The organism is Nocardiopsis coralli (assembly GCF_014892575.1).
In the GTDB taxonomy this organism is placed as follows: Bacteria; Actinomycetota; Actinomycetes; order Streptosporangiales; family Streptosporangiaceae; genus Nocardiopsis; species Nocardiopsis coralli.
In genome coordinates this window covers 23,539-36,688 of record NZ_JADBGI010000026.1, presented here as the reverse complement: position 1 = coordinate 36,688, position 13,150 = coordinate 23,539, and the positions used below count along the sequence as shown (strand labels likewise).

At 73.1% G+C, this 13,150-nt stretch carries 11 protein-coding genes; 7 read left to right on the top strand and 4 right to left on the bottom strand.

The features are described from left to right. Positions 1–8: 8 nt before the first annotated feature. A complete protein-coding gene (locus IDM40_RS23175) occupies positions 9–1,262 on the bottom strand; it encodes a GNAT family N-acetyltransferase (RefSeq protein ID WP_193124169.1) in 1,254 nt (417 codons plus the stop codon). Positions 1,263–1,401: 139 nt separating this feature from the next. Next, positions 1,402–2,652, bottom strand: a complete 1,251-nt coding sequence (locus IDM40_RS23170; RefSeq protein ID WP_193124168.1) for a GNAT family N-acetyltransferase — start codon at positions 2,650–2,652, stop codon at positions 1,402–1,404. Positions 2,653–2,754: 102 nt separating this feature from the next. On the opposite strand from IDM40_RS23170, the gene IDM40_RS23165 reads away from it, so the two are divergent. Beyond that, positions 2,755–3,765 carry an N-acetylglucosamine kinase gene (locus IDM40_RS23165; protein WP_328807103.1) on the top strand — a complete coding sequence of 337 codons (1,011 nt, stop codon included), beginning with the start codon at positions 2,755–2,757 and terminating at the stop codon, positions 3,763–3,765. A 105-nt stretch (positions 3,766–3,870) separates the two neighbouring features. After that, a complete protein-coding gene (locus IDM40_RS23160) occupies positions 3,871–4,719 on the top strand; it encodes a siderophore-interacting protein (protein ID WP_193124167.1) in 849 nt (282 codons plus the stop codon). A gap of 76 nt (positions 4,720–4,795) precedes the next feature. On the opposite strand, the gene IDM40_RS23155 is transcribed toward IDM40_RS23160, so the two are convergent. Continuing rightward, positions 4,796–6,154 (bottom strand): dihydrolipoyl dehydrogenase family protein, encoded by a 1,359-nt coding sequence (locus IDM40_RS23155; protein WP_193124166.1) that lies wholly within the window; start codon positions 6,152–6,154, stop codon positions 4,796–4,798. A gap of 173 nt (positions 6,155–6,327) precedes the next feature. Here IDM40_RS23155 and IDM40_RS23150 point away from each other — a divergent pair, with 173 nt between their 5' ends. Then, on the top strand, positions 6,328–6,960 hold the full coding sequence (locus tag IDM40_RS23150; RefSeq protein WP_193124165.1) for a trimeric intracellular cation channel family protein: 633 nt from the start codon (positions 6,328–6,330) through the stop codon (positions 6,958–6,960). On the opposite strand, the gene IDM40_RS23145 is transcribed toward IDM40_RS23150, so the two are convergent. Beyond that, positions 6,957–7,862: a LysR family transcriptional regulator gene (locus IDM40_RS23145; protein WP_193124164.1), complete on the bottom strand. Its 906-nt coding sequence runs from the start codon at positions 7,860–7,862 to the stop codon at positions 6,957–6,959. The two genes, IDM40_RS23150 and IDM40_RS23145, sit on opposite strands and share 4 nt — an antisense overlap. A 100-nt stretch (positions 7,863–7,962) precedes the next feature. Here IDM40_RS23145 and IDM40_RS23140 point away from each other — a divergent pair, with 100 nt between their 5' ends. From IDM40_RS23140 to IDM40_RS23125, 4 genes are all read left to right on the top strand, one after another. After that, entirely contained in the window at positions 7,963–8,892 is a 930-nt protein-coding gene (locus IDM40_RS23140; RefSeq protein WP_193124163.1) for a serine/threonine dehydratase, read from the top strand. A gap of 126 nt (positions 8,893–9,018) precedes the next feature. Next, a complete protein-coding gene (locus IDM40_RS23135) occupies positions 9,019–10,305 on the top strand; it encodes an ATP-grasp domain-containing protein (protein ID WP_193124162.1) in 1,287 nt (428 codons plus the stop codon). A 2-nt stretch (positions 10,306–10,307) separates the two neighbouring features. Beyond that, a complete protein-coding gene (locus tag IDM40_RS23130) occupies positions 10,308–12,350 on the top strand; it encodes a CocE/NonD family hydrolase (RefSeq protein ID WP_193124161.1) in 2,043 nt (680 codons plus the stop codon). 127 nt (positions 12,351–12,477) lie between these two features. After that, positions 12,478–13,149, top strand: a complete 672-nt coding sequence (locus tag IDM40_RS23125) for a lysophospholipid acyltransferase family protein (RefSeq protein ID WP_193124160.1) — start codon at positions 12,478–12,480, stop codon at positions 13,147–13,149. Position 13,150 lies beyond the last annotated feature (1 nt).

Below are 13,150 nucleotides of genomic sequence, written 5' to 3'. Positions count from 1 at the left end.
GGGGCCGGTCAGAACACGGTGCCGCAGAAGGCCGCGTCGGGCCGGAACAGGGCGGTGTCCAACCGGGCGACGGTGCCGGGGGCGTGCTCGGTGAGCAGCCCCGCGCGCAGCGGCCCCAGCAGCGGACGCCGCCCCAGCAGGGCCCCGCCCAGGAACGACACGTCCAGGCTCACGTCGGGGGCGGCGTCGGTGCGCTCGACCCTCGCCCCCTCCGGTCCGGCCTCGACCCGCCAGGCCCCCTCGTTCCAGGGGGCGTAGCGGTCGGTCACCGCCAGGACCGCCTCCACCGGGGCCGCGTAGCTGCGCTCGCCCAGCGCCGCGGGCACGTCCACCAGCCGCATCCACAGCGAGTCCACCATCGTCGACTCCAGCCGCTGGTGGTTGGCGAGCAGGTCGTTGAGCGGATCGTCCTGGGGAAGGGAGGCGAACTCCACCCGCGTGACCAGGTCGAAGGAGAACAGGTGCTCGTACAGGGCCGTGTGCGCGGCCGGGGTGGCGGCCACCGCCTCGACCACGTGCAGCACACTGGCCGACCCGCGGGGGTCCCAGCGGCGCTCGGCCCGATGCAGGGCGTAACCCAGCGGACCCTCGGACCCGTGCACCACCGAGATGCGCAGCGGCCCCTTGCCGGCGCGCTCGGCCGGCTCGTCCTTGGTCATGATGTCCCACCAGAGCTCGTCCCGGGCGAAGCGCCCGACCCGGGTGCGCGCGACCCGGGCGAAGACCTCGGCGGCCTCCTTCCTGCCCGCAACGGCGCGGTACAGCTCCACACGCAGGCCGGGGTCGCGGGGCGCGTCGGCGCGCAGGCCGGCGTGGTGCACGTCGATGGCGGCGACGACCTCGGTGGCGGCCAACCCGTACCCGTAGCGCCCGTAGATGCCGCTCTCGGAGGCCCACAGGGCCGCGTAGTGCTCACCCGCCTCGTGCAGGTCGGCGATCTGGCGGCGCATCAGCGCACTGAGCACACCCCGTCGCCGGAACGTGGGCCACACACCCACACCGGTGATCCCGGCGACCCGGCGCACCCCGCCTGGCAGGGCCATGTCGAAGGCGTGCGAGCGGGTGGTGCCGACGATGCGCCCGCCCTCGTCGGTGGCGGCCAGGATGCGGCCGTACCCGTTGCGCTCGGGGAAGCGGAAGACCCGCTCCTCGACCTCGTCGGGCAGGACCGGGGCCAACAGGGAGGTCAGGGCGACCTCGGCGACCTGCGGCATCTCTTCGCGGTCGATACCGCGTACCGTCCAAGGGGCGGATGTGCTCATGGCGGTGTCGGTGCCTGCGGGCAGGGGCGCAGGCACCGGGCTCCTCTCTCGTGCGGGAACGTGCGGGGGTGCTCATCGGGCCCCTGCGGTCTGCACCCGGTCAGCTGGGACGGATGGTGTCCACCGGACGGGCCCGGCTTCAGAACGCGGTGCCGCAGTAGGGGGCGGCGGGCCGGAACAGAGCGGTGTCCAGACGCTCGACGGTACCGGGTTCGTGCTCGGTCAGGGCCCCGGCGGCGCGATGGTTGCTCAGGCGGACCTGTCCCAGGTAGGCGGCGCCCAGGTGCGCGGCGTCCAGGCTCACCTCGGGGGCCCGGTCGGTGGACTCGACGGTGGCGCCCTCGGGCCCGGCCCGCAGGCGCCAGGTCCCCTCGTTCCAGGGCGCGTAGCGGTCGGTCACGGCCAGGACCGCATCGACAGGGGCGGCCCAGGTGCGTTCGGCCAGGGCAGCGGGCAGATCGACCAGGCGCAGCCACAGCGAATCGTAGGTGCCCCGGCGCAGGAGCCGGCCGTCCTCGAGCATCAGCGGCAGGGGCTCGTCCAGGGGCAGGTGGGCGAACTCCACCCGGGTGGTCAGGTCGCGGGAGAACAGGTGCTCGTACAGGGCGGTCCGCGCGGGCGGGTCCAGCGCGCCGAGCTCCTGCACCACGACCTTGCCCCGGGGCAGTCCTCCGTCCCAATGGCTCTCGGTGCGGTAGAGGGCGTAACCCCGGGGCGCGTCGGCGTCGCGCACCACCACCGCCAGCGGTTCGTTGCGCCCCTCCTCCTGCGGGCCGATGAGGTACTCGAACCAAGGAACGGTGCGCGCGATCTGCCCGACCCGGCCCCGGGCCAGCTTCCGGTACAGGGCCAGCAGGTCGGGCAGGGCATGGTGGGCCTCGCGCAGCTCCGTGCTCAGCCCCTCCTCACGCGGTACCTCGGAGCGCAGGCGGGCGTCGCGCCGGTCGACGCCGACCGCCTGCTCGAACACCGCCTGCCCGTAACCGAACCGGTCGTAGATGCCGCCCTCGGAGGACCAGAGCGCGGCCACCTTCTCTCCGCGCTCGTGTGCGTCGGCGATCTGGCGGCGCATCAGCGCGCTGAGCACACCCCGTCGGCGGTGCGTGGGCCACACGCCCACCGCGGTGATGCCCGCCACCGGGCGCGGCCCCTGGGGCAGGGTCAGCTCCAGTTCGAGGGCCTGGGCGGTACCGACAACACGCTGCCCGTCGGTGGCCACCAGGACCCGCCCGTGGTCGGAGACGGGGTGCAGTTCGGTGTGGCGCCGGAAGCCGGCCCGGTCCAGCAGCAGCGCCTCGCTGATCACCCGGGTGTAGGCGGGGTGGTCGGCCTCGGTGTAGGCACGGACCGTCCAGGCGGGGTCGGGCCCGCGGCCCGCAGAGTCGACCATGGTCGACAGATATCAGGGCCCGAGCACGAGCGGCCACTGTTTTTCCGCGCGGCGCAGCACCGCGGGCGCATAAGCCCGGTCTGCGGGGGAAGGCACCGCCCCGTGACGACATCGACCCCCTCCCCCGGTCCGCTCGTGCTCGGCGTGGACGCCGGCGGGACCAGGACCCGCGCGCTGGTGGCCGCCCCGGACGGCACACGCCTGGGCGAGGCCTTCTCCGGCGGCGCCAACCCCAACTCCCACGGCATGGACACCGCCGCCCACCGGCTCACCGAAGCGGTCGCCGCCGCCCTGGACCGGGCCGACCCCGAAGCGCGGGAGCACCTGACGGCCGCGGTCGTGGGCCTGGCCGGGGTCTCCGCCCTGGCCGATCCCTCGGTGCGCACGCGCATGCACACCGCCCTGGAACACGCCGGCGCAGGGACAGGCGCGGTCTTCACCGGCGACGACGAGATCGCCTTCGCCTCGGGCACCCCCGACCCCGACGGCGCGGTCCTCATCGCTGGGACCGGCGCGATCGCCGCCCGCATCCGGGCCCGCACCCGCACCGACGTCGCCGACGGCCTGGGCTGGCTGGTGGGCGACTCCGGTTCCGGGTTCTGGATCGGACACCGCGCCGCACGCGCGAGCGCACGACAGCTCTCCGAGGGCCGGGAGATCGGTCCCCTGACGCGGGCGGTGCTGGCCCACGCCCTGCCGGACGGCGACGACCTGCCCCCGCGCGAGCGTGCACGCGCCCTGGCCCGGGCGTTGACGGCCGCCCCGCCCATCGGCCTGGCCGCGCTCGCGCCCCTGGTCGGTCGGGCCTGCGAGGAGGGTGATCCCCTGGCCCGCGACATCGCCGCCCGGGCCGGCGTCCACCTGGCCTCGTCCGTGCGCCAAGTGCACGAACCGGGTGACAGCATCCCGGTGGTGCTGGCGGGCGGGGTCCTGACCCGCTCGAGTCCGGTACGCGCCGCACTCGTGCACGAACTGGGTTCCGGGGCCGCCGTGGCCACCGCCGGGTGCACCGCCGGGGCCGCCGCCTGGACCGCGGCCGTGCGCGCCGGCGCCGACGCCACCGACCGGCGTCTGCACGCCGCCTTCACGCTGCAGGGCGGAGACCAGGGGTGAGCCCGCCGTGTCCTGCCGCGGACGGTTTGCGGGGGTCCCCCGTCGACCTCTACGGTGTACTTGGTTAGGCTAACCTAACTATCACGTCTGGCGGAGGGAGCACCCGTGGCCGAGCAGAAGCCGCGCAAGAGGACCGTGCACACCGGAACGGTCGCGTCGACCCGACGGCTGAGCCCGCACATGGTCCGGATCGTTCTGGGCGGCCCCGGCCTGGACCGGTTCGACACCAACGGCCACACCGACAGCTACGTCAAACTCCTCTTCCCCACCACCGAGGGCCTGACCACCGCCGACCTCGAGGACACCCTCAACAACGCCCCCCGCTCGGAGTGGCCCACCACCCGCACCTACACCGTCCGCCACTGGGACCGCCGCGAGCGCCTGCTCACCATCGACTTCGTCACCCACGGCGACACCGGCCTGGCCGGCCCCTGGGCCGACGCCGCACGCGAGGGCGACACCCTGCACTTCATGGGCCCCGGCGGCGCGTACAGCCCCTCCCGTGAGGCCGACTGGCACCTGCTCGCCGGCGACGAGAGCGCCCTGCCCGCCATCGCCACCGCCCTGGAGGGCCTGCCCTCCGGCGCCACCGCCCACGTCTACATCGAGGTGGCCGGCCCCGACGACGAACTCGACCTGCCCACCGGCGAGGGCATCCACGTGCACTGGCTCCATCGCGGCGAGGGTGTGGTCGGATCCGCACTCGTACCGGCGGTGCGCGCCCTGGACTTCCCCTCCGGACGTATCCACGCGTTCGTGCACGGGGAGGCCAACGCAGTGCGCGACCTGCGCCGCCTGCTGCGCATCGAACACGCCCTGCCCAAGGAGCTCCTGTCGGTCTCCGGCTACTGGCGCCTGGGCCGCGACGAGGACACCTGGCAGTCCACCAAGGGCGAATGGCACCGCGGCATCGAGGCCGAGGAGGAGGCCGCCCTGGCCACCCCCGCCGGCTGACCCGCCCCGTGGCAGCACGGCGCCCGCCGACCCCTGCGACGGGGCCGGCGGGCGCACGAGGCTCCGTGCCGGGGGCTCACATCTCCAACCGGTCCAGCGCCGCCAGATACCCCTGGGAGAAGGTCGGGAACTGGAAGATCGACCGGCGCAGCGTGCTCACCGGGATCCGCGCCCGCACCGCCAACGCCGCGGTGTGGATCCACTCCGAGGACAGCGGGCCGAACGCCCACGCCCCCACCAGCACCCCCGAGGCACGGTCGGCCACCAGCCCCAGCCGGCCCTGCGGCTCGGTCTCGAACGTCCAGGGGCGGGCCAGCTCCTCGGTCAGGTCGACCTCCGACGCCACCACGTCCACCCCGGCCCCGCGCGCCTGCTCCTGCGTCAGGCCCACCGCGGCCACCTCCGGGTGGGAGAAGACCACCCGCGGGACCCCCGTGTAGTCGGCACGGTGGTCGGTGCCGAGCAGATTGTCGGTGACCACCCTGGCCTGGTACGAGGCCACGTGGGTGAACATCGCCTGCCCGGTCAGGTCACCCACCGCCCACAGGCCCGGCGCCAGGCGGCACCGGTCGTCCACCGCCACCGCACCCCCGCCGGTGTCCACACCCACCTCATCCAGGCCCAGACCCTCCACCCGGGGACGGCGGCCGCTGGCCAGCACCACCACGTCGGTCTCCACCCGGGTCCCGTCGTCCAGGTGCGCCACCACCCCGTGGGCGTCACGGCCCACCGCCGAGACCTGAGTGCCGGTACGCACGTCGATACCGTCGCGCTCGAACTGCTCCGAGACCAGCGCGCACAGGCGCTCGTCCTCGCGGTCCAACAGCCGCGGCCCGCGCTGGACCACCGTGACCCGGCTGCCCAACTCCGCAAGGAACTGACCCAGCTCCACGCCCACGGCGCTGCCGCCCACGACCACGGCCCGCTCGGGGATGGCCGTGAGCGTCGTGGCTTCCCGGTTGGTCCACACCACGTCCGGGCCAAGCTCCGCCAGCCCCGCGATCGGCGGGACCACCGGTTCCGAACCGGTCGCCAGCACCACGTGGTCCGCCTGCAGTTCGGTGCCGTTGACCACCACCCGCCAGGGGTCGCGCCCCACCAGACGGGCGCGCCCCTTGAACACGCGTGCGCCCAGGTCGCGGTAGCCGTCCACCTGCGCGGAGTCGTCCAGGTGGCGGATCATCCCGTCGCGGTAGGAACGCAGCGCCTCCCAGTCGAGCTCCGGGCGCGAGAGCCCGGCCACCCCGTCCGCCTCCCGCTGCGCCTCGGGCCCGCGCAGCAGCACCTTGGTGGGGATGCACGCGTAGTAGCCGCACTCGCCCCCGATCAGGTCGGCCTCGGCCACCGCCACGTGTCTGCCCTCGGCCAGCAACCGCGAGGCCACCGCCTCACCTCCGGGCCCCATGCCCACCACGACCGCATCCAGGTGTTCCATCGCCTGCCCCCGTGTGTGTCTCGCTCCGGAATCGATGGTGTCCTTCCCCCGGCCTGCCCGCAGAACCCGACACGCACTGACGTGCGCGGACACACCACCGCCGTGGTGTACTGGTCGACGGTCACCGGCCCCGCAGCACACGAGAGGGGGAGCGCCGCCCCGGCCCCGCACCCATGTCCACCCAGAGCATCATCCTCACCCTCGACCTGCTGGGCGTCTTCGCCTTCGCGCTCGACGGAGCCCTCACAGCGATCCGCACCGCACGCGTGGACATCGTCGGGGTCATGGTGCTGGGCGTGATCACCGCCCTGGGCGGCGGCATCATCCGCGACGTCCTGCTCGGCCAGACCCCCGCCACCTTCCAGGACTGGCGCTACCTGGTCACCGCCCTGGCCGGCGGCGCCCTGGCCTACTTCCTGAGCCGCCAGCTGCGCCACCTGGCCACACCCATCCAGCTCTTCGACGCCGCCGGGCTGAGCCTGTTCGCCGTCATCGGCGCCACCAAGGCCCTCGAACACGGCTTCGGACCCCTGCAGGCCGTCCTCCTGGGCGTGCTGACCGGCGTGGGCGGCGGCACCATCCGCGACGTGCTCCTGAACCGGGTCCCGGTCGTGCTCAGCGCCAACTCGCGCCTGTACGCCATCCCCGCCCTGCTGGGCGCGGGCGTGGTCGTGCTCGCCGACACCGTGGGCCTGGGCTCAGTGTGGTTCGCCGTGGCCGGCGCGCTGCTGTGCTTCTCCGTGCGCGTGCTGTCCCTGCGCTACCGCTGGAACGCCCCCCTGCCGCCCGGCGCCCCGCCCGCCTAGAAGCCCGGGGCCCGGGCGGCGACCCCCCGCAGGGTCGCGACCATGGCCGGCACCGGCTCGGGCGGGCGCCGCCGGTGCACCGCGTAGATCTCCCGGGCCGGGGCCACGTCACTGAGCCGGCGGCTCACCCAGCCCCCGTTGCGCGCCGCACCAAGGATCGACTGCGGCACCAGCGCCACACCCACACCCGCCTCGATCAACGCCAGCGCCACCTCGTAGTCGCGGGTCTCGTAGGCCACCGACAGGCGCACACCCGCCTCGGCCGCGGCGGTGTCCAGGCTGATGCGGTTGTGGATCCCCGGAGCGCCGCAGATCCACTCCTCGTCGGCCAGGTCGGCCAAGGACAGCGGCCCGTCGGCCAGCGGGTGCCCCTCGGGCGCCACCGCCAGCAGCGGGTCCACCAGGATGCGTTCGCGGTGCAGCCCCGAGGTGCGCGGCAACGGCACCCCCGGATACCGGTGGGTGATGAGCAGGTCCAGCTCCCCCGAGGTGACCTGGCCGTGCCCGCCCGGGGGTTCGACGTCGAACAGCGACAACCGCACGTGCGGGTGCTGGTGGCCGAACAACGCCAAGGTCTGGGGCAACAACACCTTGCCCGCGCTGGCGAAAGCCCCCAGCGACAACTGGCTCGGCTCCTGCCCGCCCACCGCACGTACGGCACGTTCGGCGTCGCGCAGTTCGCCCAGCACCCGCTCACCGCGCTCCAGCAGCACCCGACCGGCCTCGGTCAGGGTCGCCCCCGTCCGGCCGCGCTCGACCAGCGCCACCCCCACCTCGCGCTCCAACTTGGTGAGCTGCTGCGACAGCGCGGGCGGGGTGTAGGACAGGCGTTCGGCGGCCGCGGCGATGGACCCGGCGTGGGCGATCTCCACCAGCACACGCACGCGGTTGGCGTCGAGCACAGCACCCCCACACGCAGACACAACCTGACGCAAAGCTTTGCTTAACGATCTTTAGCAGCAACAACTTTATGTTAATCCCCAGTAGCGGCACAGTGGAGGCATGAGCCCCGAGACCGCACCCACCGCGCTCGCGCCCACAGCCACCGACGTGCGCGCCGCCGCCGAACGCATCGCCCCCTACGCCCGCCGCACCCCGGTGATGCGCACCGAGATCGACGGGCGCCCGCTCACCCTCAAGCTCGAGCACCTGCAGCTGACCGGGGCCTTCAAACTGCGCGGAGCCCTCAACGCCCTCATCGCCGGCCCCGACACCGACCAGGTCATCACCGCCTCCGGCGGCAACCACGGCCTCGGGGTCGCCACCGCCGCACGCCTGCTCGGCAAACACGCCACCGTCTACGTGCCCGAGACCGTCCCCGAGGCCAAGGCCGGACCCCTGGCCGCGACCGGCGCCGAGATCGTCCGCGTGGGCGAGCACTACGCCGTGGCCGCCGAGGCCGCCCGCGCCCACGCCGAACGCGACCACGTGCGCTACCTGCACGCCTTCGACGACGCCCTCGTCGTGGCCGGACAGGGCACCATCGGCCTGGAAGTGGCCGCCGACGCCCCCGACTGCGACACCGTCGCCGTGGCCGTGGGCGGGGGCGGCCTGGCCGCCGGCGTCCGCCTGGGCGCGGGCGGGCGCCGCGTCGTGGGCGCCGAACCCCGCGGCTGCCAGAGCCTGCACGCCGCCCTGGAGGCGGGCCACCCGGTGACCACCCCCGTGGACTCGGTCGCCTCCTCCGCCCTGGGCGCGGCCACCCTGGGCGAGGTGCCTTTCGAGGTCCTGCGCACCCACCCCATCACCCCGGCCCTGGTCAGCGACGCCGAGATCACCGAGGCCCAGCGCCGACTGTGGAGCGACCTGCGTATCGCCACCGAACCCGCAGCCGCCGTGCCCTTCGCGGCGTGGCTGGCCGGACGCGTACCCGGCCACAACCCCTGCCTGGTCATCTGCGGTGCCAACGCCGACTGGCGCCCCCAGGACTGAGGCGCCCACCTGTTGCACATCACATACTGAAGTTTCAAACCACCACACAGGGCGCAGGAGCATCTACAGGGAACACGTCCACCGGTGACTGACCGGTGGGTGCCCACACCCTTGGGGGTGAGCCCTGTGACCAAGAACGTCTTCGTCCTCGGGCTCGACGAGCACAACCGGCAGGAACTGAGCGCCCTGCCCGGGGACCACCGCATCCACCCGCTGCTCGACCTGGAGTCACTGACCTCGGGCGAGCTGGACATGCCCGCCCTGCTCGAACGCGCCGAACAGCAACTGCAGGCCTTCGACGGCACCGTCGACGCCGTCATCGGCTACTGGGACTTCCCCGTCAGTTCCCTGGTCCCGCTCCTGTGCGAACCGCGCGGGCTGCCCCACGCACCCCTCGACGCGATCGTGCGCTGCGAACACAAGTACTGGAGCAGGCTCGAACAGCGATCCGTGGTCCCCGAGGCCGTCCCCCGCTTCGCCGAGGTCGACCTGGACGAGCCCGGCCCGCCGCAGGAGCTGCGCTACCCGCTCTGGCTCAAACCGGTCAAGGCCTTCTCCTCCGAACTGGCCTTCCGCGTCACCGACGACGAGGGGTACCACCACGCGCTGCAGCGGCTGCGCGAGGGCGCCGGCCGCGTCGGCGCGCCCTTCCAGTGGGTCATGGACCGCCTCGACCTGCCCGAGGCCATCGCCCGCGCCGGAGGCACCGCCGGCCTGGCCGAGGAGGAGGCCACCGGGCGCCAGATCACCGTCGAGGGTTACGTGCACGGCTCCCGCCCGCACATCTACGGCATCGTCGACTCCGACTGCTACCCCGGCACCTCCAGTTTCCTGTGCTACGAGTACCCCTCCCGCCAGAGCACCCGGGTCCGCGAGCGGGTGACCGAGCTGACCCGGCGCGTCATCGCCCACATGGGCCTGGACAACACCGCCTTCAACGTCGAGTACTTCCACGACGCCGACCAGGACACCCTCACCCTGCTGGAGATCAACCCCCGCCACTCCCAGTCCCACGCGGCCCTGTTCGAGAGCGTGGACGGGCTGGCCAACCACGAGGCGCCCCTGCGCATCGCCCTGGGTGAAGAACCCCGCCAAGGGCGCGGCGGCCAGTACCCCTTCGCCGCCAAATGGTTCCTGCGCCGCTTCCGCGACGGCCTGGTGCGCTCGGTCCCCACCTCCGACGAGATCGAACGCATCGAACACGAGCACCCGGGCGTGCACATCGAGATCACCGCCCGGGCCGGCCTGCACCTTTCCGAGCTGGGCGGGCAGGACACCTCCAGCTACGAGCTCGCCGACGTCTTCGTGGGCGCCGACGGCCCGAAGGAGGCCGAGGAGACCTACCGGGCCTGCGCCGACGCGCTCGACTTCGACATCCAGGACACCGACGCGAAGACCACACCGGGGGACTGACGATGCGCACCGTGGACACGCTCCCGCGCTCGATCCGCGAGGACGAGTACGTGCGGGTCCCGCTCACCGACGGCACCCGCCTGGCCGCCCGTATCTGGCGCCCGGAGGACAGCCGCGCACACCCCGTCCCGGCGATCCTGGAGTTCATCCCCTACCGGCGCCGCGACCTGACCGCCCACCGCGACTCGATCCACCACCCCTACATGGCCGGGCACGGTTACGCGTGCGTGCGCGTGGACCTGCGCGGCAGCGGCGACTCCGAGGGGGTGCTGCAGGACGAGTACCTGGAACAGGAACTCCAGGACGCCGAAGAGGTCCTGGCCTGGCTGGCCGCACAACCGTGGTGCGACGGCACCACCGGCATGATGGGCATCTCCTGGGGCGGCTTCAACGCCCTGCAGGTCGCCGCCCGCCGCCCCGAGAGCCTGGGCGCGATCGTCACCGCCTCCTCCACCGACGACCGCTACTCCGACGACGTGCACTACATGGGCGGATGCCTGCTGGGCGACAACCTGTCCTGGGCCTCCACGATGTTCGCCTACAACTCCTGCCCGCCCGACCCGGAGCTGGTCGGCGAGCGCTGGCGGCAGATGTGGCACGAACGCCTCGAACACAGCGGCCTGTGGCTGGAGACCTGGCTGCGCCACCAGCGCCGCGACGACTTCTGGAAACACGGGTCGGTCGCCGAGGACCTGGGCGCCGTGGAGGTCCCGGTCATGGCGGTGTCCGGGTGGGCCGACGGGTACTCCAACTCCGTCTTCCGCCTGCTCGCGGGCCTGGACGTGCCGCGGCTGGGCCTGCTGGGCCCCTGGTCGCACAAGTATCCCCACCTGGGCCAGCCCGGCCCCGCCATCGGGTTCCTGCAAGAGCTGGTGCGCTGGTGGGACCGCTGGCTCAAGGGGGCGGACAACGACATCATGGCCGCGCCGATGCTGCGCGCCTGGATGCAGGACAGCGTCGAGCCCTCCACCGACTACGACGAACGCCCGGGCCGCTGGGTGGGCGAGGACACCTGGCCCTCCCCCAGTATCGAAGCCGCCGTCCACGATCTGGCACCCGGGCGCATCCTGGACCAGGGACAGAGGTCCGAACCCGGCCATGCGCCCCTGACCCTGTCGTCACCGTTGTCCACCGGCCAGTACGCCGGAAAATGGTGCTCCTACAACGCCCCGCCCGACCTGCCCTACGACCAGCGCGAGGAGGACGGCGGGTCGATGGTCTTCGACAGCGGCCCGCTCACCGAACGCCTGGAGATCCTGGGCTCACCCGTGGTCGACCTGGAACTGTCGGTGGACCGGCCCGACGCGATGGTGGCCGTACGCCTGTCCGACGTGTTCCCCGACGGCCAGGCCACCCGCGTCACCTACGGGCTGCTCAACCTCACCCACGCCGCAGGGGGCGCCGACCACGAACACCCCCGCAAGCTCGAACCGGGCCGCAGGTACCGCGTCTCGGTGTCGCTGAACGGGATCGCGCAGGCCTTTCCGCCCGGGCACCGCATCAGGGTGGCGGTCTCCACCTCGTACTGGCCCCTGGCCTGGCCCTCACCCGAACCCGTCATGCTCAGCGTCCACCCCGGACCGCACACCCGGGTCCTGCTGCCCAAGCGCTCGGGCCCCGAGGCCTCGGGCCCCGAACCCGCAGCCTTCGACGAACCCGAGGGCACCGCCCCCATCGCCACCACCACGCTCGCACCCGGCGAGCAACGCTGGGACCTGTCCCACGACCTGGTGCACTACCGCTCCTCGCTGAACGTGGTCAAGGACCTGGGCACGGTCCGCCTCGAAGACATCGGACTGGACCTGACCCGCCGCGCCGTGGAGGACTACAGCTGGGTCGCCAACGACTACGACTCGGTGCGCGGCGAGACCGTCTGGACCATGGGCTTCCGCCGGGGCGACTGGTCCGCGGAGACCACCACCCGCACCGTGCTCACCTCGACCGCGACCCACTTCCACCTGCACGCCACGTTGGACGCCTACGAAGGGGGCGAGCGCGTGTCCTCCAAGATCTACTCCTCGAAGATCCCCAGGGACCACGTGTGACCGCACGCCCCACCCGCCCCGGGCATGCAGGGTGAGCTGCGGCACCTTCTGTGCGCCAGCTCATGGTTACCCGCCGGTCACCCCTTACATTGGGATGGTTGTACCGACCTGCTCACAAGGGGGACATGTGCTCTACGGTGCGCTGCGCCGGACCGCGGCGACCATCGCCCGGGCGGCCTGCCGACCGACCGTCCAGGGCCGGGAGAACGTTCCCGCCGAGGGCCCGGTCCTGCTGGCCAGCAACCACCTGTCGTTCGTCGACAGCGTCGTCATCCCCCTGTCCCTGCCCCAGCGCCCGGTCCGGTTCCTGGCCAAGAGCGACTACTTCGAGGGCCGCGGACTCAAGGGCTGGGCCACCCGCACCACCTTCGGCACCCTGGGCGCCATGCCCGTGCGCCGCGACAGCGCACGCGACGCCATGCTCACCCTCGACATGATGCTCGAGCGCCTGGCCGAGGGCGAGGCGTGCGTGGTCTACCCCGAGGGCACCCGCTCGCGCGACGGCCGCCTCTACCGCGGCCGCACCGGCATCGCCCACCTGGCCATGGAGTCCAAGGCCCCGATCGTGCCCGTGGCCCTGTCCGGCACCCCGGACGTGCAGCCCATCGGCAGCAACGTGCCCCGCCCCCACCACTTCGGCGTCAGCTTCGGCGAACCCCTGGACTTCTCCACCGGCTACGACCACCTCGCCCCCGGCAAGGCCCGCCGCGTCATCACCGACGAGGTCATGGACGCCATCGCCGACCTGTCCGGCCAGGAACGCGCCCCCGGCTACAACGACTCCCCCGAACAGGGCTGAG

Bases quoted from the DNA above. Each gene is read 5' to 3' on its own strand.
- IDM40_RS23175 (WP_193124169.1), bottom strand. From the start codon at position 1,262: ATGAGCACATCCGCCCCTTGGACGGTACGCGGTATCGACCGCGAAGAG.
- IDM40_RS23170 (WP_193124168.1), bottom strand. From the start codon at position 2,652: ATGGTCGACTCTGCGGGCCGCGGGCCCGACCCCGCCTGGACGGTCCGT.
- IDM40_RS23155 (WP_193124166.1), bottom strand. From the start codon at position 6,154: ATGGAACACCTGGATGCGGTCGTGGTGGGCATGGGGCCCGGAGGTGAG.
- IDM40_RS23150 (WP_193124165.1), top strand. From the start codon at position 6,328: ATGTCCACCCAGAGCATCATCCTCACCCTCGACCTGCTGGGCGTCTTC.
- IDM40_RS23140 (WP_193124163.1), top strand. From the start codon at position 7,963: ATGAGCCCCGAGACCGCACCCACCGCGCTCGCGCCCACAGCCACCGAC.
- IDM40_RS23130 (WP_193124161.1), top strand. From the start codon at position 10,308: ATGCGCACCGTGGACACGCTCCCGCGCTCGATCCGCGAGGACGAGTAC.